Raw genomic sequence first — 24560 nt, 5'->3', positions numbered from 1 at the left:
CTTTCTACGCTCTTATATTTTAACATAATATCTCAATATTTGACAAAAAATAATGCGAGTTTTCCGATAGATTTTATCTATTTTTGTCGATATCTATGAATGACGTCAACTGCACCTGTTACTTCTATAATTGTGCCCGTAATCATATCGGAATCTTCCTCGCATAAAAATGCAATGGTCCGAGCGATATCTTCACCTGTTCCTGATCTACCAATTGGCGTCCTACTGTCTTTCATTATACGCGCTTCCTGAATCGTCGCTTCTTTCATTTCACCAATGATATCGCCTGGACAAACCATATTTGATGTAATGCCATACTCTGCTTCTTCATAAGCAATTGTCTTTGTTAACGAAACAAGTCCTACCTTTGCAGCTGCGAATGCGGAACGATACATCCAACCAGGTGCACTATCTGCTCCTTGAAATCCATAATTAATAATTCGGCCAAAATGGTGTTTTCTCATAATCGGAACGACAAGCTTTACTAAACGAAACACTGCTGTTAGGTTTCCTTGTATCATTTCATTCCATTCATCTTCTTCGTAATCAATTAAATTTTTACGTTCAAATACGTAAGGACCCGCATTATTAATTAAAAAATCGATTTTGCCAAAGCGGCCGATTGCTTCTTCTACTATTTTATGTAAATCTTCTTTATTAGTGACATCCGCTTGCACAAACTGCAAACGTTCTTCTAGATGTTTATATTTTTCCTTCATTGTTTCTACAGCACGCATATCACTATGATATGTTACGGTTACTGAATATCCTTCAGCCAATAATTTTTCTGTTACTTTCTTTCCTAAACCTTTCGTACCGGCTGTAATGAGCGCGTGTCTCACAAAGGTAGCCTCCTTTTTATTCCTATAATCAATATGTAACAAGTTCTCCCTACAATTACAACTAAAACGAATTGAAATAGATTTTTCAAAATTCTGTAACGTTTCCAGCAAGCACGTTACCATATTTTGCTTTATAATTAAGTTGTAAAAGGTTATAAAAACGAATTGGGAGGAATCTACTATGAATAATACATATACAAATATTTTAATTGCAGTGGACGGTTCCAAAGAAGCAGAAAAAGCCTTTAAAAAAGCAATTCAAGTCGCAAAACGTAACAATGCAACATTAACAATCGCTCATATCGTTGATGTAAAAGCATACTCTGCAGTAGAAGCATATAGCCGTGCAATTGCCGAGCGCGCAAATCTCTTTGCAGAAGATTTATTAGAAGACTACAAAAAGACTGCAACTGAAGCTGGTCTTGAAAAAGTAGAACTTGTATTAGAATTTGGTAACCCAAAATCTAAAATTTCAAAAGAAATTGCTCCAAAACATAGAGTAGATTTAATTATGTGTGGTGCAACTGGTTTAAACGCTGTAGAACGCTTCTTAATCGGTAGCGTCTCTGAACATATTATTCGCTATGCGAAATGCGATGTCCTTGTTGTTCGTGGCGAAGAAGAACAAGGTGACATTTAATAAATAACGAAAACACCAAGTCTTATACGGACTTGGTGTTTTTTATCTTATGTATTTTCCTATGAAAACAAGACAAGCTATGATGAGAATCACAACGGCATATAAATGTGGTGGGAGGAACTTGATTGCCCATAATCCCATCGTAATGGTTGCAAGTGTCAAATAACTCATTTTCGCATAGTATGTCATTTTTTTTCGTAAAAGTAATACATACACATAACCAATTGGTGGTGTAACTAAACAAAGAATGAAGATAAGTGTTGAATTGAAATACCATTTTTGTTTAGCTAATTGCTCCATTTCTTCTTCTATCATTTTATCTTCTTGTTCTTGTATATCTTTTTCAAAAGGATCCTCATCTTCCCCAGTCTTTTCACTCATATACGGAATAAAGTGAAAAAAGAAATAATAGAAAAACATGGTTGCCCCAAGCTTTAAATCGAATCCCTTTTCCGCGATGCGTTCACTTACAAAACTCAGAACTATCGGAAAAACAAAAACGTATGTCATCATCCAAAATGATTTTTCCCGCTTTTCCTTCTTTCTCTCCTTTTTATTTTGTTCCTGTTTTCTCCTATATATCCATAGCGAGATGCAGCAATCCATTACAAATATACAAAAAATAAAAAACGCGATATACATAGGTTTTATATATTGTAAAGTAAAGATGTTAGGAAATGCATATGTGACTATAATGACCGTATATAAAATAATGACAAACCTATAAAGCAACTCTATCTCCCCTTATTTTTAATATCCTAATAAAAAAACATTAACATATAAAATACAACTATTGTTATACAATCAGGAACTTTCGGTTACGCTAAGAAAAAACGAAATGAGGAATACTATATGGGAGATCACGAACGAATTATTTTAGATGTAAATGATGAAGAGATTGAAATGCTCGATACAATCTGTTCTCATTTTAAAGAAAAGCATGGCGTTGAGCTAAGCCACGGTGCATTACTACGTGATTTAATGGATATTGAATATATTCGTATTACAGAAAACAGACATAAATATGAATAAGAAAAAAGAACATAACATTACACTTATTAGAGGTTATACGATTGTATACCCTCTTTTTTCATCATAAAAAGACGTTCATTCCGTGGCAAAACCACTTTACTGAACGTCTTTTCAATCACTTTTATATAACTATCTTATGCCTTTTTAACAAATTCAGATTTTAATTTCATAGCTCCAAAACCGTCAATTTTGCAATCGATATCATGATCTCCATCAACTAAACGGATACTCTTTACTTTCGTGCCTATTTTAATAACGGATGAAGTTCCTTTTACTTTAAGGTCTTTGATTACTGTTACAGCATCCCCATCGTTTAAGATATTTCCATTTGCATCTTTCACAACTTTTGTGTCTTCACTATTTTCAGCTTCTGACTCTAAAGCCCACTCATGAGCACACTCTGGGCAAACAAAAAGACTTCCATCTTCATACGTATATTCTGAATTACATTTCGGGCAGTTTGGTAAGTTTTGCATATTTTTTTATTTCCTCCATTATAAAAATCACTTTTAATTCCCTTTTTATAGCTTCATAACCATAACAATTACGAACTTAAAATTCACGAAAAGTAGGGATAGTCCTTATATACTGCCATAGTATTTTCAGATTGACAAGCCAACTTTATGTGAACACTTTTTCTAAAAAAAAGAGAATGCATCATATAATGTGCTCTCCTTTTTTACATTGATAGCGATGCAGTAAACTTAGATTTTCAAACATACTATTCCAGATGAAGAGTTGTTTTAGCATAGATTACCCTCCCAAAATACAAAACAATCATAACGATGGTATAATTAGGAAAATGAAACGGAGGGTTCTGGTACATGAAATCTGAAAGTATATCAAAACATTTTCACACATTACATCAAAAGAGGATACTTAACTCCTGGACGGAACTTAGTATCCTCCCATGTTCATAAGAAATCATTCTATTTATATCGATTTTATACTTCAAAGTTCAAGTATCTACTCAACACTTTCTTTACTATTTAAGCTCTTGATGTTTTCCATCCATACCACCTGATACATTTGTTTGTTGATTAACAGAGGGTTTATTTGTCTTAGGATCTCGCCAAACTTTATAAGTATATGATTCATTGGGTTCATCTTTAAACATTACATTCATGCCGTAAGAACCTTCTTTACTATAAAAGGCAGGTTTTATTGATAAAATATCACTTTCTTTATATCCGTTTTCTTGCAAGTGCCACATTGTTAGCATAATTGCTCCTTCTCGTTTTTCACGTTCTCCTATATACATATATTTATCTATCAGAAAAACCTTCGCGTTAACAATTAAACTAATTAGTAATATAAGAATAAAAATTATCTTTTTCATACATCCTCCTATCAAATACAAGTATCGTTCATGACCCGCAGCAAAAATTTGAACTTTTTACTCCTTATTATAAAACGATACTATACATATTTTGTAAAATCTAGAAAACTCAATATTAGGTTAAGTATCTGTATGAAAATATGTTATGTACAAAAAAAAGAGAGTAATATGCTCCTATACAGAACATATTCCCCTCTTCGCATCCTTATAAACTTACTGTCTCTCCCACTAACACTTTCGCTTTTTCCAGTGCTTGTTCTATTTGAACAAACCCTGTTCCACCTGCACTATTACGACGTTTTACAGCTGCATACGGTGAAAGAACTTCATATAAGTCCTCTTCAAATAACGGACTCATTTCTTGATACGTTTCTAACGGTACATCTAATAGATAGATACCTTTTTGCGTGCAATGAAGAACAAGCTTTCCGACAATTTCATGCGCCTGACGGAATGGAAGTCCTTTACTTGCTAAGTAATCAGCAATTTCTGTTGCATTAGAGAAGTCCTGTGTTACGGCTTGCCCCATTTTTTCTTTGTTTACAGTCAGCGTTTCTAGCATGCCAGCCATAATATGAAGGCAGCCTTCTACTGTTTTCACTGTATCAAACATTCCTTCTTTGTCTTCTTGTAAGTCTTTATTATAAGCAAGCGGTAAACCTTTCATTACCGTTAATAAACTAAATAAGTTGCCATATACTCTCCCTGTTTTACCACGAATAAGTTCAGCCATATCAGGGTTTTTCTTTTGCGGCATAATGCTGCTTCCTGTTGCATACTGATCGCTCATTTCAATAAATTGAAACTCCTGACTGCTCCATAAAATGAGTTCTTCACAAAAACGTGATAAATGCATCATTAATATGGATGAATTGCTAAGAAACTCTAGTATGAAATCACGGTCACTTACCGCATCTAAGCTATTTTCATAGATTCCTTTAAAACCGAGAAGCTCTGCGCTATACGCACGATCAATCGGAAATGTCGTTCCCGCAAGTGCGCCTGCACCAAGCGGAGAAATATTAATACGCTCCAGTGAATCTTCATAACGATTTACATCGCGCTCTAACATCCAAAAATATGCAAGTACATGATGAGCGAACGAGATTGGCTGTGCACGCTGCAAATGGGTATACCCTGGCATAATGGTTTCAATGTTTTTCTCTGCTTGATGAACAAGAACCGTTTGCAGTTGTTTCGTTGCCTTTATAATATCTTTCACTTTATTACGTAAATATAAATGCATATCTGTCGCAACTTGATCATTACGGCTTCTTCCTGTATGAAGTTTCCCACCAACGTCCCCAATTTGCTCAATTAACATTTTTTCAATGTTTAAATGAATATCCTCAGCATCTACAGAAAAAGTTAACTCATTTGCTTTCGCTTTTTCTAGTAAATGTTGTAAGCCTTCTTTAATTTTCTCTGCTTCTTCTTTTGTCACAATCCCCTGCTTCGCAAGCATTGTAACGTGGGCAATACTTCCTTCTATATCTTCTACCACTAATTGTTGGTCAAAGGAGATGGAAGCTCCAAACTCCTCGACCCATTCTTCTGCTTCTGCTGTAAAACGGCCACCCCAAAGTTTGCTCACGCTTCCACCTTCTTCTGATTCACTTGGCTGTATACTTTTGTTGGAAGACCAAATAAAGAAATAAAGCCAACTGCTGCATCATGGTTAAATTCATCATCCACTGTATACGTTGCTAGTTTTTCATCATATAGAGAGTACTCTGATTTACGTCCTTCTACAATTGCATGACCTTTAAATAATTTCACACGCACTGTACCTGTTACTGATTTTTGTGTTTCTTGTAAGAAAGCAGCAAGTGCTTGTTTTAAAGGCGAGAACCATAACCCGTTATAAATAAGTTCTGTTAATTTTTGCTCAATCATCGGTTTAAAATGAGCTACTTCTTTTACAAGCGTTAAATCTTCTAACTCTTTATGTGCTGTAAGTAATGTCATTGCAGCTGGACATTCATATACTTCACGTGATTTAATCCCAACAAGGCGGTTTTCCACATGATCAATACGTCCAACACCATGTTTTCCAGCAAGGTTGTTTAACGTTTTGATTAGTTCCGAAAGTGAATAAGAAGTGCCGTTTAATGTTGTTGGTACACCTGCTTCAAATCCAATTTCCACAAATTCTGGTTTATTCGGTGTATCTTCAAGTGCTAATGTCATTTCATATGCATCTTCTGGAGGTGCTGCCCATGGATCTTCTAAAATTCCACATTCATTACTACGCCCCCATAAGTTTTGGTCAATGGAAAACGGACTATCTAAATTGATTGGGATTGGCACATTGTTTTCTTTTGCGTATGCAATTTCTTCTTCACGTGACCATTTCCATTCACGAACCGGTGCGATAACTTCTAAATATGGGTTTAATGCTTGAATGGAAACTTCAAAACGAACTTGGTCGTTCCCTTTTCCTGTACATCCATGAGCTACTGCACTTGCTCCTTCCTGCTCCGCAATTTCTACTAGCTTTTTCGCAATTAACGGACGAGATAACGCCGAAACAAGTGGGTATTTTCCTTCGTATAAAGTATGGCCTTGCAGGGCCATCAATGCATATTCATTCGCAAATTCTTCTTGAACATCGATCATATATGATTTAATCGCACCTACTGAAATTGCTTTTTCTTTTACAAATGCTAAATCTTTACCTTCCCCTAAATCTAAACAAAGTGCAATAACATCATAATTTTTCTCTTGTAACCATTTAATTGCAACGGAAGTATCAAGACCTCCGGAATATGCTAACACAACTTTTTTCTTCTCCATTTTATATCCCCCTAAAGAATAAATATTCATTACAATTTATATTAATTCAAACTTTAACACCTTTTACAAAATGAATCAAGGGATATTAGCAAAAATTTTTCAAACAATTTCGTCGAACTTCTTTCTTTTTTTCGGTACAATGGAAACAGAAAATGGGGGTGTCTATATGGAACAATATTTTATATACGATGAACACCTAGGAATAGAAGTACCTGAGTTACAAGAAGAATGGGAAGATATCCCTGAAAAAGTGCAGCATGCTATTTTATTAAAGTGGGAACAAATTCGCGGGAAAATTCCTGATCGTATAAAAGAACTTGAATATCATATTAATCAAAAACAACATCGTTTAAATAACGAGGAAAACTTCGAAATTTCCTGTAGACTCAATTCTGAAATTGCCGATCTTGCCTCTATCATTAATGATTTATGGCTTTGGTATCGCCTTACACAAAATGTATCTGAGGGGAAAGCGCATCAGTAAGAAACAAAATAAAAAAGCATCTATAAATAGATGCCTTTTTATTTGTAATTCAATTCTTCTCCCTATAAATCCGCTCCCTTATTTCCATTGAATTTTCAAATACAAGTCTTACCTTCCTCAAATAGCGAAATAAAAAATCCATCTCATAAACTACTTCTTCTTTTCTCTCATAAAAACTTCTCGCAATCAAAAGTTTTTTATTGTATCATGATGCAGGTGCAGAGGAATAGGAAAACCATTCCAAATCAGCTGTATATTAAAAACTAATAATTTAACGAATCTAGCTATCTATTTATCAAATACATAAAGAAAGGATTGTAAATAAAAAAAAAGCTTCCAGTTATTATTTTATCTAGTGCTTTATTGTTATCTCCTATACATAGTTATGCGAACACAGAAACAGTGAAAGATTCTCTTCATACAGAAGAGCCTTCCAAAGCTACTGAACAAACAAAAACGTTAAAAAAAGAGGAATCCTTAAACGATACTCCGAAGAGAAACGATAGCTCAACTGACCAAAAAGAACAAACGCAAGAAAATGATGTAACCATTGATAAAAAAGAGCAAATTCAAGAAAATAACATAACTACCGATAAAAAAGAGCACACGCAAGAAAACAATCTAGCTCCTGCTATAAAAGCACAAACGCAAGAAAATAAAGCGGAATTGGAGACAAACAAGGAAAAGAATAAGCAAAAAGAAGGCTGGATTAAAGAAGACAATAATTGGTACTACTACTCAAATAATGCGAAAGTAACAGGATGGAAAAATGATCAAGGTAACTGGTATTACCTTCATACCAATGGTGCTATGGCTACCGGATGGACGAAAGTAAACGGAAAATGGTATCTCCTTGCTCACGATGGTGTCATGCGTACAGGTTGGTATTTTGACGGCGTTAACTGGTACTATCTTCATAATGGCGGCGATATGGCTACCGGATGGACGAAAGTGAACGGAAAATGGTATCTTCTTGCTCACGATGGTGTCATGCGTACGGGATGGCATTTTGACGGCGCTAACTGGTACTATCTTCATAATGGCGGCGATATGGCTACCGAATGGACAAAGGTGAACGGAAAATGGTATCTCCTTGCTCACGATGGTGTCATGCGTACAGGTTGGTATTTTGACGGCGCTAACTGGTACTATCTTCATAATGGCGGCGATATGGCTACTGGATGGACAAAGGTGAACGGAAAATGGTATCTCCTTGAGCACGATGGCGTCATGCGTACAGGTTGGTATTTTGACGGCGCTAACTGGTACTATCTTCATAGTGGCGGCGATATGGCTACTGGATGGATTCAAGATAATGGAAAATGGTATTACTTATATGAAGATGGAGTCATGAAAAAAGAGTCTGTGTATTTAGATGCTCCGATGATTTTCCAACTACCTGAGCTACGTAATGGATGTGAAGTTGTTTCCATGACAATGATGCTAAAATATCACGGACATAATGTAGACAAGCTAACATTAGCTAAACAATTACCTGTTGATTCTACACCTATGATAAGAGGCGCTGGATCTATTTTAACGTGGGGAGACCCTTCAGTTGGATTTGTTGGAGATGTAACAGGCGCATCTCCTGGTTATTCAATTGATCCAGCCCCATTAAAAAAAGTATTAGACCGTTATACAAACAGCGGTATCAATTTAACAGGCTCTGATTTTTCTAAAATTGAGCGTTTAGTAGGACAGGGCAAACCGGTTGTAACTTGGATTACAGCATCTTTTTCACATCCTGTATCTCCAAAAAGTTGGAAAACTTTATCAGGGAAAGTGATACAAGCGGATTTTGATATGCACGCCGTGTTAGTCACTGGGTATGATAATGATTATGTATATATTAATGACCCTCTTCGACGTGGCAAAGGGGCTAAAATTCCAAAAAGCAAATTTATTAGCAGTTACAATTACATGGAGAAAAAAGCATTAAGTATGTAGTAAACACAAACAAAAAAGAGATAAAATGAATTTCATTTTATCTCTTTTATTTTGTAAATTTACTCATTTATACCATATAATAAATAAAAATAGATTTTGAAAGGAGCATAAAAGTCATGAGAGCTTTTGTCATTATTGTCCTCACTTTTCTTAGTGTCATTAGTTGGGAGGCTTTCTTTAAAGACAAAACAGATACAAACAATACAAAGCAGCAAAATGAATAATTTTGTCTTGCCATGATTCAAAATCCCGCCTTATTTCCACCCTCTATTCCTTATGTATAACTTATCGTTACTATCATGAGCACTACCCACTTATTACTTATAAATCCTGAACAAACAAGACTATTCTACAAAAATATATAAGAATCCTAATTCAATCGCAATGAAACTGCAAATTATGTAGTTTTTTCTTCTGTTATTGTCGGTTTCCATCCACATACATTTTTAGAAAGTATGATATAATAATATAAAATCTTTTACAGAAAGGATTTAGATATCATGATCGCTCGAAGGAGCATGTGGCATCGAATTGATGAATCTTACACGTAGCGTATTTTTCAGCTCAGATCTTTTAGTCTAGCGAAAAAAATACGAGAGTGGGGAAATTATGATTGCCCGAAGGATAATTTGGCAACGAAAAGACTCTTCTTACACATAGCGTTTTGTTTAAGCCTTTATTGTTACTCGCTAAACAAAACGAAGAAGAGAGCAGGATTGCTAAATAACAAATCCTACTCAAAGTTTTGTTTAGTCGTTTTTAGACTTAAACCAAAACGAAGGTAGGGAGAATTGATGGACGAGAGGATTATTCGTTATTTCTTCAGCGACATATAGCGTAGTTAGTTTTACGTAAACTAACTGAAGGCTACATGGGCTCGTAGTTAGTTTACAACACAAAAAGGACTACTAACTACGGAAAGAAGGAATAACGATGAGGAACATCCAAAGTCGACAAATTATTAAAGAAATTTTTATGGTTTTAATCGGTTCATTTATTTTATCAGCAGCACTGTATCACATTCATTTCCAAAACCACTTAACTGAAGGTGGCTTTGTAGGAATTGCACTATTTATCCAAAACTTTTTTGATATTTCACCGTCAATTTCAACTGTATTAATGGATATCCCTGTCATTTTATTATGCGCTACATTTTTAGGTAAAAAAATGGTTGGTTATTCATTTATGGGCTCGATTTCATTCGGAGTATTCTATTCTTTAATGGAAAACTATTCTCCGTTTACAGTAGATTTATCAAATCATTTATGGATAGCTGCAGTAGTAGGCGGCGCGCTAGCTGGTATTGGACTCGGTTTTATATTGCGATTTGGCGGTGCAACCGGTGGAGACGATATTTTAACAATTGTACTAAGCAAAAAAACTCGCTTTACAATTGGGCAAATTTTCTTCGTCTTTGACGCGATTGTTCTAGCGCTTTCATTATATTATTTAACATGGACAGAAATTGCTTTTACTATCCTTTCAATTGCCGTTCAGGCAAAAACATTGGATTTAATTTACTATCCAAAAACAGAAAAGAAAGCAGTATCTATTCCAATGTCAAAAAAACATGCAACAAACTAAAAAGCGAAAGGCCTTTGCCTCTCGCTTTTTTATGCTCTTTTTTCTTTTTCTAATATGTAACGCACTTGATAGAACCTGTTTGCAAACTCTGTTACATTCCGCGTTAAGCGATAATTCACCGTGGAACCAATCGCGATCCCTAACACAGGAATACCCTGGAATAGTTTGCGACGAAGCGCATAGATGGAAAAAGTCTTCAAAATTTGTTTTAACACAACTTCTGTAGAAGCCGGTTTTAATACTTCTTCTTCCCCTTCATAAAAGAACGAATCTTCTTGTTCTAACTCCTGAAGCAAGTTATACCAAGCATATTGCTGGAGTCTTGCTGGCAGTAGGGCCGCATGGAATACTTTTAAAGCGAGCATCATTTCATAAGGCTTGTTCACATCATGACCAAACGACGTTGCAATCAGCTGAACAGCTTTTACATTCAGCGCAATCATGACAGGAAAATCAGCAGTCAGTAATAACAAACCACCTACTCCCGTCGCTCCTCCCTGTACGAAAGAATACAAACGATGACGCGCCGTTTGTTGTTCTGCTATATATGTTAACTGATCAATAGATAATTCTTTCAATTCTTCCAGTTGTTCAATCGATTCATCAAACAGCCGCGCTGTTCCTAAAATACGATTTCGCGCATCAAGCTGTGATTGTGAGCTTTGAATCAATGCATGAAGGTGGAATAACCATCCGTCTGCTTTCGCAAAAAACTCTTTTCGCTTTTTCTCTGGAACTTTTGCAATTGAAGTATGCAACCACTTATCAAAAACCTTTTGAAAATCGGTAGACTCCTGTTCTAACAATTGTCCTTCCCAGTTTTTAACCTCTTGTAAAATGGCTTGTTCTCGCTTTGATCGCATCGTAGCAACCACCTCGCTCAATTTTTTTCTATTGTAACATATTTCCGGTTTTTCTTTGTAAATCTGATAAGTTAAACATATATTTATCCAGCACACAGGAGGGATATTTATGTATCCACGCGCAAAGGTATTTGGAATTGTACTTCATAACGAACGAATTCTCGTTCAAGAGTATGTTACGGAAGGTGAAACATATTATAGGCCACTCGGCGGTTCTATTGAATTTGGAGAGAAATCAGCTGAAACAGTGATTCGTGAATATAAAGAAGAACTGGGGACACAGATAGAAGTGATTGATTACTTAGGATGCCTTGAAAACATGTTTCATGGGGGGCATGAAATCATTCAGTTGTACTCTCTTCGTTTTTTAGATCCATCGCTACATGAAAACGAAATGATTCCTGTGCGAGATGGCGAACGTAATGCATATGCAAAATGGATTCCTATGATAGCATTTCTTGAGCAAGAAAAAGTTTTGTATCCAAATGAACTCATGCATTTTCTCACAGCAAAAATAAAAGACAGGATCCTATAGGATCCTGTCTTTTTTACATATATTAACCAATGTTTCCAAGACGTAATACGTCACGAGCAATCATAACTTCTTCGTCAGTTGGAATTATGATAATTTTTACTGGAGAGTGAGGGAAGCTGATAAATGCTTCTTCACCGAATACGTTGTTGCGTTTTGCATCAAAGTATACGCCCATAAATTCAAGGCCTTCTAATACGCGCTCACGTACGATTGCACTGTTTTCACCAATACCAGCTGTAAAGATGATTGCATCAACGCCTTTCATACGAGCTGCGTAAGAACCAATGTATTTATGAATACGGCTTACGAATACATCTAATGCTACTTTCGCACGCTCGTCGCCTTCTTCTTCTTTCGCGATGATGTCACGTAAGTCACTAGAGTAACCAGTAAGACCTAACATACCACTTTTCTTGTTTAATACGTTAACTACTTCTTCTACATTTTGACCTGTTTTTTCCATGATGAATGGAATTAACGCAGGGTCAATATTACCAGAACGTGTACCCATTGTTACACCAGCAAGTGGAGTAAAGCCCATAGAAGTATCGATAGATTTTCCGCCTTCTACAGCAGCAATACTTGCACCATTACCTAAGTGGCAAGAAAGTAAACGTAAGCTTTCAAGTGGACGACCTAATAATTCAGCCGCACGCTCTGTTACATATTTATGAGAAGTTCCGTGGAAACCGTATTTACGGATGCCGTATTTCTCATAGTATTCATATGGTAAGCTGTAAAGATACGCAGATTCCGGCATTGTTTGGTGGAATGCTGTATCAAATACTGCTACTGCTGGTACGTTTGGAAGTACTTCTTGGAATGCTTTAATACCTACAATGTTTGCTGGGTTATGAAGTGGTGCTAAGTCGCTTAAATCTTCGATATCTGCTAATACTTGGTCAGTAATTAAAACAGAATCAGCAAACTTTTCGCCGCCGTGTACAACGCGGTGGCCAATACCACTAATCTCATCAAGAGATTTCACGATTCCGTTTTCAGTTAATTTGTTAAGGAGCATATTAACTGCTACTGCATGATCTGGAATGTTTGTAATTTCCTTTTGTTTTTCGCCGTTCACAGTAATTGTGAAGATACTATCTTCTAAACCGATACGTTCTACTAAACCTTTTGTTAATACTGTTTCACTTGGCATTTCAAATAATTGGAATTTTAAGGAAGAGCTTCCTGCATTAATCGCGATGATTTTTGACATCTAGTCTTTCGCCCCTTTTTCTCTTGGTAGTTGTGTGGATGAAACCACAAACCGCTCGATTTTATCTGATTAAATTTACCAAAGATGAAAACGTTTCATTCCCAGTAAATTTTATACTCACGAGTTTAATTTAAACATCGTACGACATATATTTCAAGTGAAAAAATTGTAACACCAAGAAAAAATATATATTACAGATTTCAAAAAAATTCAGTTTACTCTTGTATATATTAAAAGTAAACACACATGATATAAAAACTGTACTATATCACCAGATACACCTGTTACATATTTTACGCCTTATGAGTTGCAAACCAATTATTTAATTGGTCCATGATGTCCTCCATCGCTTTCATATTGGAAAACTTAGGTAATTCCACTAGTAACGCCTGCTTTGGCATCGTTACATTTGGACCTTTCTTTTGAAGAACAAATATACTTTTTGCATTTTTCTCGTTTTTAAACATGGAAACAGGGAGCTGTAATAGCCCTTGAATAAAGCTTGTTTCTTTAATAAATGCATGTAATTTTGGAGCTTGATCACTTTCAAAGATGAAGTTAGGTACTAAGAAGAATAAATAGCCACCTTCTTTAGTATGCTTTACACTTTGCTCAATAAATAAGTGATGTGCGTAAGACATTCCTTCATCTGCTTTTAAAGTATATTCACTTGCACCAATTTCGTTTGGATAAAACCCAACTGGTAAATCACAAACAACTGCATCTACTGGGTCAATATAAAGCGGGGCTAGTCCATCTTGATTGAAGAACTCGATTGCTTGCTTTTGTAAATTCGCATTCACTAAAGCAAGTCTAACAAGTACATCATCCACTTCTACACCAAATCCGCTTATCGTTGTACCTTCTTGCGCACCATTAAAGATTGTCGTCATTAAGTTACCTGTCCCAATAGCAGGGTCTAAAACAACGATTTCTTTTTGATCTTTCATAAATTTATGGAATAAATAGCTCATAAACATTCCAACTGCATCAGGTGTCATTTCATGATTGGCTTGTACACCCTCTTTCATCCCTTTTAGGATGGCAAGCTGAAACGCTTTGCGAATTTCTTCGCTTTTATATGTTTCTTCATTAAATTTACTATATTCACGATTCAACCGTTCAATTGTTGATTCAGATAATTCCTCTTGCAGAATCGCTCCTTCAAACAAGTTATCTCCTGTTTCTACAAGCGCTTCTAAATATGTTACATCCAATTCTTTACGTAAAATTACGGTAGAAGAATCAAAAATAGAAAATAATGTTTCTACTGCCTGACTCACATATATTCCTCCTTCAGTCAATTACACATAACCTATATCATACCATAAAGTGAAACTTTAATCAGTGGGGAGGTTTCTTCATCCTCCACTGATTATTAGCCGTGACCAATCGGGCATTTACGGGCAGTTTATCTCCCAACTAGATTCTTTGTGTTACTACATCTTGAGGTAGGAGCTTTACTGCCCGTTAATGCGGGGTAATCTAATTTTTTCCCAAAAGAAAAAGCGACCTCTTTTTTAGAGCCCCCTTTTCAAAATGAAGATTATATCAGCAATTTTTTCAATATAACGGTTCGACAATACGTAAGAAAAAACGACCTCTTAGAAAGAGGTCGCCTTCCTTAGCATTACTTCGCCGCTTTTGCTGCTTCTAATGCCGCTTCGTAGTTTGGATGGCTTGTGCCTTCGCTTACGTATTCTACGTAAACTACTTTGTCGTTACTGTCTACTACGAATACCGCACGAGCAAGTAAACGAAGCTCTTTCATTACTACGCCGTAAGCTTCACCAAATGAAAGGTCACGGTGATCAGAAAGTGTTGCTACGTTTTCTAAGCCGTTTGCTGCACACCAGCGTTTTTGAGCAAATGGTAGGTCCACACTAATTGTTAATACTTTCGTGTTTTCAATACCTGCTGCATCTTGGTTAAAACGACGAGTTTGTGCATCACACACACCTGTGTCGATAGATGGCACAACACTAATTAATTTCACTTCACCTTTGTATGTTTCTAAACTTACTGGAGATAAGTCATTTGCTAACACTTGGAAATTTGGCGCTTGATCACCAACTTTAACTTCTGTTCCAACTAAAGTAATTGGGTTACCTTTAAAAGTTACGTTTGCCACTTAAAAATCCTCCCTTATTTAAACAAAATATGTACAATGTAAATGATAGTTTGTCCCCATGCAGAATGCAAATAAAATCGCTTTATTTACAAAAAAATAAAGAAGCTAACCAATCGATTAGCTTCTTTTCGGTGTTAGATTTCAAATTCTGGTTCATCACCTTTTCGCTTCTCCATCATTTCCTTCACTTTATCGACGGCTTGTGGTGCTAGTTCAATCATTTTATCGATGATATGTGCTTGATTATCTAAAGGTAGGACTTTTACACCTTTTCCATTTATAACAAGAAAAGCAACCGGATTAATGGAAACTCCACCACCGCTACCTCCTCCAAACGGATGACGGCCAGTATTTTCTATTCTTCCAAATTCACTACCGCCAGCAGCAAATCCAAAGCTCACTTTAGAAACCGTTAAAATGACGCTTCCATCCGCTGCTTTAATTGGATCGCCGATAATTGTATTTACATCTGTCATTTGCTTTAAATGCTGCATTGCAGTTGTCATTAAACCTTGAATTGGATGATCCATTTTATCCCCCTATGCTTGTGCAGATTTTTCAACTGCACTAGATCTTTGTTTTCTCATAAACCACAGTATTTTTACTCCTGCCACTGTAGCACGATATATGCGAAAGGATGCTGTTAATTCGCCTTTCGATGCAAATCCTTTCCCTTGAAACACAGGTGTAATTTCAAACTCGGGTATATCAATAACATGCGTATATTGCCCCAAGACTCCAGCGACCATTCCTTTTGTCCCCCATGCATATCCAGTGACAATTCCGGTGCTAGCTGCATCCCCAGTTCCAATTTGTGAATGCCATTTCCACCTATTGATTTTCACTTTTTTAAGAAAATCTTTAATGATAGTATGGATCTCTTGTAGCTTTTTTATCAGTTCCCCGATACTATCAAGCTGCGCCATAATTTTATTCTCAATTCCTCCATCTTCTTCTGCTTTTTCAATTTTTTGTCCGATTTTTTTTTGCTGTTTTTCAATTCTTTCTAAAATATCAAACGTATAGTGAATCATCCATATTTTCACTTGAAATAAACATTGTTTCTCCATTTCTGAATATAAAAACGTCACTTTAAGCGATAGTCTCGACAATAGTATAAGTAAAACGAGCAGGAGAAGAATCCCAATTCCAATTACAAGCCACTTCATTCGTACCATCCTTTCACTCCACATCCATTATCGACAGGTTCAAGCAGGATTAAACAAGAAGTGATAAAATTGAATATAAAAATTTTTCTAAAAATAAAGAGGGATTTTGACATTTTATATCGAAATATACTATTTGAGCATACCATCAGTTTTTCTAATGGAGCACAACGCTAAATTTGACTGCAATGGAGGGATACAGAATGGCAGATCGTCGCAATTTATTTTTCTTTTATGGTGATGACAAAGCAACGCTTGTTGAAAAAATGAAGCCAATATATCGTATTTTAGAGGAAAATGGATTTACCATATTAGATCATCCAAAAAATGCAAACGCTATCGTCAGTGTTGGAGATGATGGAACCTTCCTACAAGCTGTTCGCAAAACAGGCTTTAGAGAAGATTGCTTATATGCAGGTGTTTCTACGAAAGATGAAATTTCTTTCTACTGTGATTTCCATATTGACCATGTCGATACAGCCCTTCAAGAAATTACACAAAATGAAATTGAAGTGCGTAAATACCCAACAATTCAAATAGATGTTGATCATGACACATCTTTCCATTGTTTAAATGAATTTTCTTTACGCTCTAGCATCATTAAAACATTTGTAGTAGATGTGCATGTTGATGATTTATATTTTGAAACATTTAGAGGGGACGGCTTAGTTATTTCTACTCCGACAGGAAGTACAGCTTATAATAAATCATTGCATGGCGCGGTTGTCGACCCACTCATCCCATGCTTCCAAATAAGTGAACTCGCTTCTTTAAACAACAACACATATCGTACACTTGGATCACCGTTTATTTTAAACCATGAACGTACTTTAACGTTAAAACTTATTCCAGACGGTAATGATTATCCTGTTATTGGCATGGATAACGAAGCACTTAGCATTAAACAAGTTGAAAAAGCAGTCGTACGTTTAAGCGATAAACAAATTAAAACAGTAAAACTAAAAAATAATTCGTTCTGGGAAAAAGTACAGAGAACGTTTTTATAAACAGCAAAAAACGAGTGCCAGAAGATTTACTGGCACTCATTTTATTGTGATTCACACGTCGTGTATTAGCGAACCGCTGCTATTATTTTTGGTATACAATTTGACCATCTATTACAGTTGCGATAGCTTGTATATTTTTTATTTCCTCTGCTTCAACTTCAAATATGTCACGATCTATAATTGTAAAATCCGCTTCATATCCTTTTACAATTTTACCGCGTTTGTTTTCTTTTCCAATCGTATAGGAGCTTCCAGTTGTAAATAAAGAGACAGCTTCAAATATAGATAACTTCTCTTCAGGTATGTAACATGCTCCATCAATAAAGCTTCTCCGCGTTACCGCACTATAGATTCCTAAAAACGGATTTACTTGTTCAATTGGTGCATCTGATCCACCTGCGCAATGTAATCCGGCACCGAGTAACGTTTTCCAAGCATACGCATACCGAAGACGATGCTCTCCTAACTTTTCAATCACTGATGGAAAATCAGATGAGACGAAAACAGGCTGAATATCAATGATGGCCGGCAAGGACTTCATCCGCTCAATTAATTCTTCGCGCGCAAGCTGACAATGAATAATACGATCGCGTAGCCCTTCTGCCGGTGGGTATAGTTCTAGCGCATCAATCACATACTCAAGCGATAAATCACCAATTGTATGAATCGCAACCGGCATATGTAAATTACGCGCTTTTCTCACTAGTTCGGCCAGTTCTTCCCGAGAAAAGATTGCCACGCCATTCGTTTCCTTGGCATCTTCATATGGCTCACTGAGTAGTGCTGTTCTTCCACCAAACGAACCATCTGAAAAGATTTTCATTGCACCAAATTCAATATAATGCTCATTCTTATACTCTTTTCGTTCATGTGCGACTTCATGGTGCACCAATAAATGCGCTTTAAATGGCATTTCCTTTATGACGTATGAAAATGCGTTATACGTTTTTTGAAAACCGCCGTAATAATTTAAGTCTTCCGTATGCCCTCCTACTAGGCCGTATTTCCAGCAATCTTGAATCGCAGTTTGCAGTGCCCTTTGTAAATACGCTTCATTAATTTCCGGCTGAACGTGCTTGATTAAATCTTGCGCCTGTTCATACAACAGCCCTGTTAGTTCACCTTTTGTTCCACGACCAATTTTTCCACCTTTTGTATCTGATGTTTCTGCTGTTATACTTGCTCTTTCCAATATGTAAGAATTCACCCATGTAACGTGGCGACAAACACGTTTTAATAAAATCGGATGTTCTTTCGAAATTGCATCTAAATCAAGGACATGAACCTTTTTAATATCTGTGAAATTATTTTCGTTCCATCCTTCTCCAATAATCCATGAACCTACTGGTACCTCTTCTATCCTTTCCTTAACAAGATTGAGTACTTCCTTATAAGATGTACAACTTGATAAATCTAATCGAAGCAACCTCTCTCCATGCCCAATAAGGTGCATATGACTATCCACAAGACCTGGGATCATCGTTCTTCCTTTTAGATCGTGTAACTTTTCAAATGGATATCGACTTTCTAAGTCCTTTTTATTTCCTAAATCGACGATCTTTCCATTTTCAATATAAACCGCCTCGACTGTTTCATTTTCTTTGTTCATCGTATAGATATTTCCGCCGTACCATATCTCTCCCATCATCTCATCCCCCTTTTTCTTTCTAGTCTACGAAATCAAAACGTAGAAAAAAAGCACCATTTGTATCACATGGTGCTTTTCCAAAAACTAATCCTGATTAGCAGGGATTGTTGACACTTGCCATTCTACGTTAAATTTATCTTTCACCTGTCCATATGCCGGGCTCCAGAAAGTTTCTTGAATTGGCATAATGACTTCACCGCCATCTTGCAATTTTCCAAATACTTCTTTTGCCTTCTCTGCATCACTCAATCTAATGGCCACCGTTACTTGTGATCCAATTTCGTATGGTTTACCTGGGAATGTATCTGAAATCATCAGGTCTGTATTCCCAACTTTTAAATGCGCATGTAAAACGCGATCTTTCACCTCATCTGGAACAGTAAATCCTGGAGTTTCAGGCATTTCTCCAAACGTTTGCATGATTTCAACCTTTGCATCTAATGCATGTTCATAAAACTTCACCGCTTCTTGTCCATTACCATCCAAAACTAAATACGGGTTAATACCTAAAATCATAAAAGGCACCTCTTTTTAATTTTTTGGTCAAGCATTACATAGTCATATTCAAACATATATAGAACATACGTTCTTGATAAGAATATCACATATTTCATGTGTACGCAACAACTCAGTTGAAATATTCTGTCTCTTTTACCAAGTAAACGCTGTTGCAAAATCTATAATCGAAAATGGAGATGCTCTTTCCTCATCAAGATTTAGATATTTTTCTATATTCGCAATATCTGTCTTACTTTGATGCAAGCCCCATTTCTTGTTTTCTAAGTTCAACGCGTCTAATTTTTCCGGAAATTGTTTTTGGTAGTTCTTCTACAAATTCAATTTTACGAGGGTATTTATATGGTGCTGTTAATTCTTTAACATGTTCTTGGAGTATAGGTATTAATGATTCTTCTTTTTCTTGCACATTGTCCCTTAAGACGATAAATGCCTTTACGACACTTCCACGAATTTCATCTGGACTTGCCACAACAGCACATTCTCTTACATACGGATGTTTCACAAGCGCATCTTCGACTTCAAATGGGCCAATTGTGTAACCAGAGCTAATGATAATATCATCACCGCGACCCTCAAACCAAAAATACCCTTCTTCATCTTTTTTCGCTTTATCACCTGTAATATAATAATCACCACGGAATTGCATCGCTGTTCGCTCATCATCTTTATAATATTGTTTAAAGAGTGCTGGTGTTTCAATATGAACAGCAATATCTCCTACTTCTCCAACAGATACAGGTTGTCCTTCTTCATTTACAATGTCGACATGATTACCTGGCGTCGGTTTCCCCATCGATCCTGGCTTAATTTCCATCCCTTTCATAACGCCAACGAGTAAAGTATTTTCTGTTTGTCCATAACCATCCCGGACTGTAACATTAAAATGATTTTGGAATGTTTCTATTACCTCTCGGTTCAGCGGCTCTCCTGCTGATACCGCACTATGTAACGCTTCTAAATTATACTGCTGCAAGTTCTCTACTTTTGCCATTAAACGATATTCTGTCGGTGTACAACAAAGCACATTCACTTTATTATCATCTAATAACTGTAAATATGTTTTCGGTTCGAATTTACCATGATATACAAACCCTGTCGCCCCTGAACCGAGCGTCGCTAAAAAAGGACTCCAAATCCATTTTTGCCAACCTGGACTAGCCGTTGCCCATACAACATCATTCTCTTCTATTCCAAGCCAATTCGGAGCGCTTGTACGCAAATGTGCGTAGCCCCAAGCATGTGTATGAACAACGCCCTTTGGATTTCCAGTCGTCCCGGATGTATAAGATAAAAAGACCATATCTTCTCGGTCTGTCTTTGCGATTGCTAATTCATCACTTTCTGTTTCTAATGCGTCTTTTAAATTGATCCAACCATCTACCGACTGCTCGCTCAATACGAATTTTTGAAGAGACTCTACCATCTCTACACCTTCAAATTGCTGAATATACGGTTCATGACTGACAATTGCTTTTACTTCTCCATGCTGAATACGATATTCAATATCTTTTTTGCGAAGCATTTCTGAACTTGGAATGACTACAAACCCCGCTTTAATTGCGGCAATATACGTCATATATGCTTCAATTAAGCGTGGCATCATAATGAGAAGCTTGTCTCCTTTTTGCAACCCACTCTTTATAAAAGCGTTTCCAATTTTATTCGCTCCTTTTATCAATTCACAGTATGTAACCTCACGTCTATTTCCTTCATCATCCTGCCAAATTAAAGCAAGTTTCTGCTCGTCATTTGTATATTTCTCTATCTCTGCAACTAAGTTATAAGATGGTGGTGCTAATAATTCTTCCCTCTTCATAATAATCATCCTCCTTTTTCTCTATGCCTCCCTTCTATAATAAAGAATTTTCAGTAAATTTTAAACCTACTTCTTTTGACAAATTTTTTAATTACTTGTCGACAAAAAGAAGGAGCGGGAAAACCCGCTCCTTCTAAGCCATCGTATATGGGATTATTTGTGGAAACCGCCTAATTGTTGTTCAGCTAGTGAAACTAGACGTTTTGTAATTTCGCCACCAACAGATCCGTTAGCGCGAGATGTTGAATCAGCTCCAAGTTGAACACCGAACTCTTGAGCGATTTCGTATTTCATTTGGTCTAATGCTGATTCAGCACCAGGAACCGCTAATTTATTTGTGCTTCGTGCCATATAGTATCACCTCCTTGTGAGTATAGAGTGTGATAAACCATATGACTTCATACATTTTTAGATATGGTAATTTATGGTTTTAGAAAAGATCTTCAAATTGCTCTTCTTCAGCCACTTCTACTGTTTGTAATACCATTTTTTCTGTATTAGCAACAGCGGCTTCAATAAGTGGTGTGAAGTCATATTTTGATTCGAAGCGATTTGCTTTTTCACGCTTCGGTTTTGTCGCTGGACTTGCTGGTGTGAATACTGTACAGCAGTCTTCATATGGACGAATTGAAATATCATATGTTCCAATTTCATTTGCAATTTTAATAATTTCTAGTTTGTCCATCGTAATAAGCGGACGAATGACTGGATAGTTTGTAACTTCATTAATCGTGTGCATACTATCCAACGTTTGGCTCGCTACTTGTCCAAGACTTTCACCCGTTGTAATTGCAAGTGCATTACGCTCTTCTGCAATACGTTCAGTAATACGCATCATCATACGGCGCATAACTGTCATAGAGTAGCTAGATGGAATTTCTTTATTAATTGTTTTTTGTACTTCAGTAAATGGAACAAGATGAAGCGTCAAACGTTTGCAATACTTCGTTAACTCTTGTGCTAAATCAATTACTTTTTGCTTCGCACGCTCACTTGTGAATGGTGGACTATGGAAGTGAACTGCCTCCACTGATACACCGCGCTTCATTGTTAAGAAAGCAGCTACTGGACTATCGATTCCGCCAGAAAGAAGTACCATTACTTTTCCACCAACACCAACTGGTAATCCGCCTGCTCCCATACGCTCATCACACATAATATAGCTATAACCACTACGAATTTCTACGCGAACATTCACATCTGGATTATGAACATCCACTGTGATGTCTTCTGTATTGTCTAAAATGTAACCGCCAATCTCCGGAAGTAACTCCATCGTTTGCATCGGGAAATGTTTATAAGAACGGTGTACTGTAATTTTAAATGTTTTTACATCGCCTTTTACTTGTAAGAAAGCAGCAAGCGCACCTTTTTTAATTTCTTCTAATTCTGATGGCACTTTCATTGCTAAGTTAAACTTGTGAATACCAAACACATTTTGTAATCTCTCTGCAATCGCCTCGTGATCTTCACCATTTAACTGAATGTACATGCGGTCATGTGTCGCATCAATTTTGATGTTTGGGAATTTCTTTAATTTAAATTTCACGTTATCTTTTAACGTGTTTACAAACTTGGAACGATTTTTTCCTTTTGTCGTCATTTCACCATAACGAACTAAAATATATTCATATTTCATCATGTTTCTTTACCTCATCACTTCGTATAATTTTGGCAATGTTTCTTTTATAATGCCTTCAAATTGTGTTACTTCTTCCATCGTATTTTCAGGTGCTAAACTAATGCGAATCGCACTTGCTGCGGCAGCATGCGGCACACCCATTGATACTAACACACGACTTACTTCATTTGCTTTTGAAGAACAAGCTGATTTTGTTGATACATATACGTCACGTTCTTCTAGAGCATGAACCACTACTTCTGGTTTTAAACCAACGAATGACACATTTAAAATGTGCGGTGCCGAATATGCAAGCGATGTATTAATTGTTACATCTTCCATTCCTTCGAAAAAACGTACGAGTTCTGCTTGTAACTTTTGTAAGTGGTCATACTTTTCACTCATATGTTCCATTGTCATACGTAACGCCTTGACCATCGCAACAATACCAGGTAAGTTCTCTGTACCTGAACGATAACGAAGTTCCTGCTGACCACCTGATAAAATCGGATCTAATCTTACACCATCGCGCACATATAAAAGTCCTGTTCCCTTTACGCTATGAAATTTATGTCCAGATATCGAACAAAGATCAATATGAGAAGCATATAGATCAAGTGGCACTTTTCCGATACCTTGCACGTGGTCTACATGGAATCTTATTTTCGGATAGTTCGCTAACAATTTCCCTACTTCAGAAACAGGTTGAATCGCCCCTGTTTCATTATTCACATGGATCATAGAAACAAGGATTGTATCCTCACGAAGTGCTCGTTTTACATTTTCTACTGATACAATGCCATGTTCGTTTACAGGTAAATAAGTAACATCAAAGCCGAGGCCTTCTAATTGTTTATATGCTTCAAACACAGACGCGTGTTCAATATTTGTTGTAATAATATGCTTGCCACGAGAGCGATTCCTCATCGCTATTCCTTTAATCGCAAGGTTATTTCCTTCCGTCCCACCTGATGTAAAAATAATTTCAGAAGGCTTAACATGAAGGAGCTGCGCTGCAATCGTCCTCGATTGTGTTAATAAACGCTCTGCTTCTCCCCCGAGCGAATGAATAGAAGAAGGGTTCCCAAAATATTTCCCCGCAACCGTTACATAAGATTGAAGGACTTCTGGATATGGTTTCGTCGTCGCACTATTATCAAAATAGATCATCGTTCTTCCCCTTTCAGCGCTGTCACATCATATAATCATATCACAAATACATGCAATTACGCTAAACATACTCAAAGGTTCCATTTTAAAATATAAAAGTATACTTTTATATTTTAAAACGAAAAACACTGCTGTATTCCGCTATTCATTATAGCAATATCATCCGAGAATTTACACAAATCCAGCGCAAAAAACAAACCC

The 24560-nt window shown here is 36.5% G+C and carries 25 protein-coding genes; 7 read left to right on the top strand and 18 right to left on the bottom strand.

Annotation, left to right across the window (positions count from 1 at the left end; all coding sequences use genetic code 11):
- Positions 1–77 precede the first annotated feature (77 nt).
- Entirely contained in the window at positions 78–965 is an 888-nt protein-coding gene (locus tag AC1M36_RS05070; RefSeq protein WP_336450366.1) for an SDR family oxidoreductase, read from the bottom strand.
- A gap of 58 nt (positions 966–1023) precedes the next feature.
- On the opposite strand from AC1M36_RS05070, the gene AC1M36_RS05065 reads away from it, so the two are divergent.
- Positions 1024–1482, top strand: coding sequence for a universal stress protein (locus AC1M36_RS05065; protein ID WP_336450367.1), 459 nt, complete (start codon positions 1024–1026; stop codon positions 1480–1482).
- 42 nt (positions 1483–1524) lie between these two features.
- Here AC1M36_RS05065 and AC1M36_RS05060 read toward each other — a convergent pair whose 3' ends face one another.
- Positions 1525–2220: a hypothetical protein gene (locus AC1M36_RS05060; protein WP_479845678.1), complete on the bottom strand. Its 696-nt coding sequence runs from the start codon at positions 2218–2220 to the stop codon at positions 1525–1527.
- 114 nt (positions 2221–2334) lie between these two features.
- Between AC1M36_RS05060 and AC1M36_RS05055 the strand changes: the two genes are divergently transcribed.
- Positions 2335–2514, top strand: coding sequence for a ProA domain protein (locus AC1M36_RS05055; RefSeq protein WP_241815219.1), 180 nt, complete (start codon positions 2335–2337; stop codon positions 2512–2514).
- Positions 2515–2648: 134 nt separating this feature from the next.
- On the opposite strand, the gene AC1M36_RS05050 is transcribed toward AC1M36_RS05055, so the two are convergent.
- From AC1M36_RS05050 to AC1M36_RS05035, 4 genes are all read right to left on the bottom strand, one after another.
- Entirely contained in the window at positions 2649–2990 is a 342-nt protein-coding gene (locus AC1M36_RS05050; protein WP_336450368.1) for a zinc ribbon domain-containing protein YjdM, read from the bottom strand.
- 509 nt (positions 2991–3499) lie between these two features.
- The gene (locus AC1M36_RS05045) at positions 3500–3853 is read right to left on the bottom strand and encodes a DUF3139 domain-containing protein (RefSeq protein ID WP_336450369.1); all 354 of its coding nucleotides are present in this window, start codon (positions 3851–3853) and stop codon (positions 3500–3502) included.
- A 205-nt stretch (positions 3854–4058) separates the two neighbouring features.
- Complete coding sequence (argH, locus tag AC1M36_RS05040) at positions 4059–5447, bottom strand: argininosuccinate lyase (RefSeq protein ID WP_336450370.1); 1389 nt, start codon at positions 5445–5447, stop codon at positions 4059–4061.
- Entirely contained in the window at positions 5444–6649 is a 1206-nt protein-coding gene (locus tag AC1M36_RS05035) for an argininosuccinate synthase (RefSeq protein ID WP_336450371.1), read from the bottom strand. Before AC1M36_RS05035 ends, argH begins: the two co-directional genes overlap by 4 nt.
- A 166-nt stretch (positions 6650–6815) precedes the next feature.
- Here AC1M36_RS05035 and AC1M36_RS05030 point away from each other — a divergent pair, with 166 nt between their 5' ends.
- The 3 genes from AC1M36_RS05030 to AC1M36_RS05020 all read left to right on the top strand — a co-directional run bounded on the left by AC1M36_RS05030 (position 6816) and on the right by AC1M36_RS05020 (position 10667).
- Entirely contained in the window at positions 6816–7133 is a 318-nt protein-coding gene (locus tag AC1M36_RS05030; protein ID WP_207994740.1) for a radical SAM protein, read from the top strand.
- A 402-nt stretch (positions 7134–7535) separates the two neighbouring features.
- Positions 7536–9083: a C39 family peptidase gene (locus tag AC1M36_RS05025; RefSeq protein ID WP_479845625.1), complete on the top strand. Its 1548-nt coding sequence runs from the start codon at positions 7536–7538 to the stop codon at positions 9081–9083.
- Between the two features lie 933 nt (positions 9084–10016).
- The gene (locus AC1M36_RS05020; protein WP_017153894.1) at positions 10017–10667 is read left to right on the top strand and encodes a YitT family protein; all 651 of its coding nucleotides are present in this window, start codon (positions 10017–10019) and stop codon (positions 10665–10667) included.
- Between the two features lie 29 nt (positions 10668–10696).
- On the opposite strand, the gene AC1M36_RS05015 is transcribed toward AC1M36_RS05020, so the two are convergent.
- Entirely contained in the window at positions 10697–11530 is an 834-nt protein-coding gene (locus AC1M36_RS05015; protein ID WP_336450373.1) for an EcsC family protein, read from the bottom strand.
- 109 nt (positions 11531–11639) lie between these two features.
- Here AC1M36_RS05015 and AC1M36_RS05010 point away from each other — a divergent pair, with 109 nt between their 5' ends.
- The gene (locus AC1M36_RS05010; protein WP_336450374.1) at positions 11640–12065 is read left to right on the top strand and encodes an NUDIX hydrolase; all 426 of its coding nucleotides are present in this window, start codon (positions 11640–11642) and stop codon (positions 12063–12065) included.
- A gap of 22 nt (positions 12066–12087) precedes the next feature.
- Here AC1M36_RS05010 and ackA read toward each other — a convergent pair whose 3' ends face one another.
- The 5 genes from ackA to AC1M36_RS04985 all read right to left on the bottom strand — a co-directional run bounded on the left by ackA (position 12088) and on the right by AC1M36_RS04985 (position 16590).
- Positions 12088–13281 (bottom strand): acetate kinase, encoded by a 1194-nt coding sequence (gene ackA / locus AC1M36_RS05005; protein ID WP_336450375.1) that lies wholly within the window; start codon positions 13279–13281, stop codon positions 12088–12090.
- Positions 13282–13574: 293 nt separating this feature from the next.
- Positions 13575–14564 (bottom strand): class I SAM-dependent methyltransferase, encoded by a 990-nt coding sequence (locus AC1M36_RS05000; RefSeq protein ID WP_336450376.1) that lies wholly within the window; start codon positions 14562–14564, stop codon positions 13575–13577.
- Between the two features lie 347 nt (positions 14565–14911).
- Positions 14912–15412 (bottom strand): thiol peroxidase, encoded by a 501-nt coding sequence (gene tpx / locus AC1M36_RS04995; RefSeq protein WP_174101724.1) that lies wholly within the window; start codon positions 15410–15412, stop codon positions 14912–14914.
- A gap of 134 nt (positions 15413–15546) precedes the next feature.
- Positions 15547–15942 carry a GerW family sporulation protein gene (gene ytfJ, locus AC1M36_RS04990; RefSeq protein WP_336450377.1) on the bottom strand — a complete coding sequence of 132 codons (396 nt, stop codon included), beginning with the start codon at positions 15940–15942 and terminating at the stop codon, positions 15547–15549.
- 9 nt (positions 15943–15951) lie between these two features.
- A complete protein-coding gene (locus tag AC1M36_RS04985; protein ID WP_336450378.1) occupies positions 15952–16590 on the bottom strand; it encodes a DUF2953 domain-containing protein in 639 nt (212 codons plus the stop codon).
- A gap of 191 nt (positions 16591–16781) precedes the next feature.
- Here AC1M36_RS04985 and AC1M36_RS04980 point away from each other — a divergent pair, with 191 nt between their 5' ends.
- Positions 16782–17585, top strand: coding sequence for an NAD kinase (locus tag AC1M36_RS04980; protein WP_336450379.1), 804 nt, complete (start codon positions 16782–16784; stop codon positions 17583–17585).
- Positions 17586–17667: 82 nt separating this feature from the next.
- Here AC1M36_RS04980 and AC1M36_RS04975 read toward each other — a convergent pair whose 3' ends face one another.
- The 6 genes from AC1M36_RS04975 to AC1M36_RS04950 form a co-directional block, all read right to left on the bottom strand.
- The gene (locus AC1M36_RS04975; RefSeq protein ID WP_479845677.1) at positions 17668–19230 is read right to left on the bottom strand and encodes an amidohydrolase; all 1563 of its coding nucleotides are present in this window, start codon (positions 19228–19230) and stop codon (positions 17668–17670) included.
- A gap of 87 nt (positions 19231–19317) precedes the next feature.
- On the bottom strand, positions 19318–19749 hold the full coding sequence (locus AC1M36_RS04970; protein WP_336450381.1) for a VOC family protein: 432 nt from the start codon (positions 19747–19749) through the stop codon (positions 19318–19320).
- Positions 19750–19981: 232 nt separating this feature from the next.
- On the bottom strand, positions 19982–21568 hold the full coding sequence (mbcS, locus tag AC1M36_RS04965) for an acyl-CoA synthetase MbcS (RefSeq protein WP_336450382.1): 1587 nt from the start codon (positions 21566–21568) through the stop codon (positions 19982–19984).
- 153 nt (positions 21569–21721) lie between these two features.
- Complete coding sequence (locus tag AC1M36_RS04960) at positions 21722–21919, bottom strand: alpha/beta-type small acid-soluble spore protein (RefSeq protein ID WP_017153881.1); 198 nt, start codon at positions 21917–21919, stop codon at positions 21722–21724.
- 79 nt (positions 21920–21998) lie between these two features.
- Positions 21999–23210 carry a tRNA uracil 4-sulfurtransferase ThiI gene (gene thiI, locus AC1M36_RS04955; RefSeq protein ID WP_336450383.1) on the bottom strand — a complete coding sequence of 404 codons (1212 nt, stop codon included), beginning with the start codon at positions 23208–23210 and terminating at the stop codon, positions 21999–22001.
- 6 nt (positions 23211–23216) lie between these two features.
- Positions 23217–24359, bottom strand: coding sequence for a cysteine desulfurase family protein (locus AC1M36_RS04950; protein WP_336450384.1), 1143 nt, complete (start codon positions 24357–24359; stop codon positions 23217–23219).
- Positions 24360–24560 lie beyond the last annotated feature (201 nt).

Source organism: Bacillus sp. Medicinal_06 (assembly GCF_056711665.1).
Note: the sequence above shows the minus strand (reverse complement) of the source record. Positions and strands in the feature narration are given on the sequence as shown.

Coding starts and splice junctions, on each gene's coding strand:
- AC1M36_RS05070 (WP_336450366.1), bottom strand. CDS start 965: ATGGTAACGTGCTTGCTGGAAACGTTACAGAATTTTGAAAAATCTATT.
- mbcS (WP_336450382.1), bottom strand. CDS start 21,568: ATGAAGAGGGAAGAATTATTAGCACCACCATCTTATAACTTAGTTGCA.
- AC1M36_RS05065 (WP_336450367.1), top strand. CDS start 1,024: ATGAATAATACATATACAAATATTTTAATTGCAGTGGACGGTTCCAAA.
- AC1M36_RS05055 (WP_241815219.1), top strand. CDS start 2,335: ATGGGAGATCACGAACGAATTATTTTAGATGTAAATGATGAAGAGATT.
- ytfJ (WP_336450377.1), bottom strand. CDS start 15,942: ATGGATCATCCAATTCAAGGTTTAATGACAACTGCAATGCAGCATTTA.
- AC1M36_RS05050 (WP_336450368.1), bottom strand. CDS start 2,990: ATGCAAAACTTACCAAACTGCCCGAAATGTAATTCAGAATATACGTAT.
- AC1M36_RS05035 (WP_336450371.1), bottom strand. CDS start 6,649: ATGGAGAAGAAAAAAGTTGTGTTAGCATATTCCGGAGGTCTTGATACT.
- ackA (WP_336450375.1), bottom strand. CDS start 13,281: ATGTCAAAAATCATCGCGATTAATGCAGGAAGCTCTTCCTTAAAATTC.
- AC1M36_RS04960 (WP_017153881.1), bottom strand. CDS start 21,919: ATGGCACGAAGCACAAATAAATTAGCGGTTCCTGGTGCTGAATCAGCA.
- AC1M36_RS05045 (WP_336450369.1), bottom strand. CDS start 3,853: ATGAAAAAGATAATTTTTATTCTTATATTACTAATTAGTTTAATTGTT.
- thiI (WP_336450383.1), bottom strand. CDS start 23,210: ATGATGAAATATGAATATATTTTAGTTCGTTATGGTGAAATGACGACA.
- AC1M36_RS05010 (WP_336450374.1), top strand. CDS start 11,640: ATGTATCCACGCGCAAAGGTATTTGGAATTGTACTTCATAACGAACGA.
- AC1M36_RS04970 (WP_336450381.1), bottom strand. CDS start 19,749: ATGATTTTAGGTATTAACCCGTATTTAGTTTTGGATGGTAATGGACAA.
- AC1M36_RS04985 (WP_336450378.1), bottom strand. CDS start 16,590: ATGGTACGAATGAAGTGGCTTGTAATTGGAATTGGGATTCTTCTCCTG.
- AC1M36_RS05020 (WP_017153894.1), top strand. CDS start 10,017: ATGAGGAACATCCAAAGTCGACAAATTATTAAAGAAATTTTTATGGTT.
- AC1M36_RS04950 (WP_336450384.1), bottom strand. CDS start 24,359: ATGATCTATTTTGATAATAGTGCGACGACGAAACCATATCCAGAAGTC.
- AC1M36_RS05015 (WP_336450373.1), bottom strand. CDS start 11,530: ATGCGATCAAAGCGAGAACAAGCCATTTTACAAGAGGTTAAAAACTGG.
- AC1M36_RS04975 (WP_479845677.1), bottom strand. CDS start 19,230: ATGGGAGAGATATGGTACGGCGGAAATATCTATACGATGAACAAAGAA.
- AC1M36_RS04980 (WP_336450379.1), top strand. CDS start 16,782: ATGGCAGATCGTCGCAATTTATTTTTCTTTTATGGTGATGACAAAGCA.
- AC1M36_RS05030 (WP_207994740.1), top strand. CDS start 6,816: ATGGAACAATATTTTATATACGATGAACACCTAGGAATAGAAGTACCT.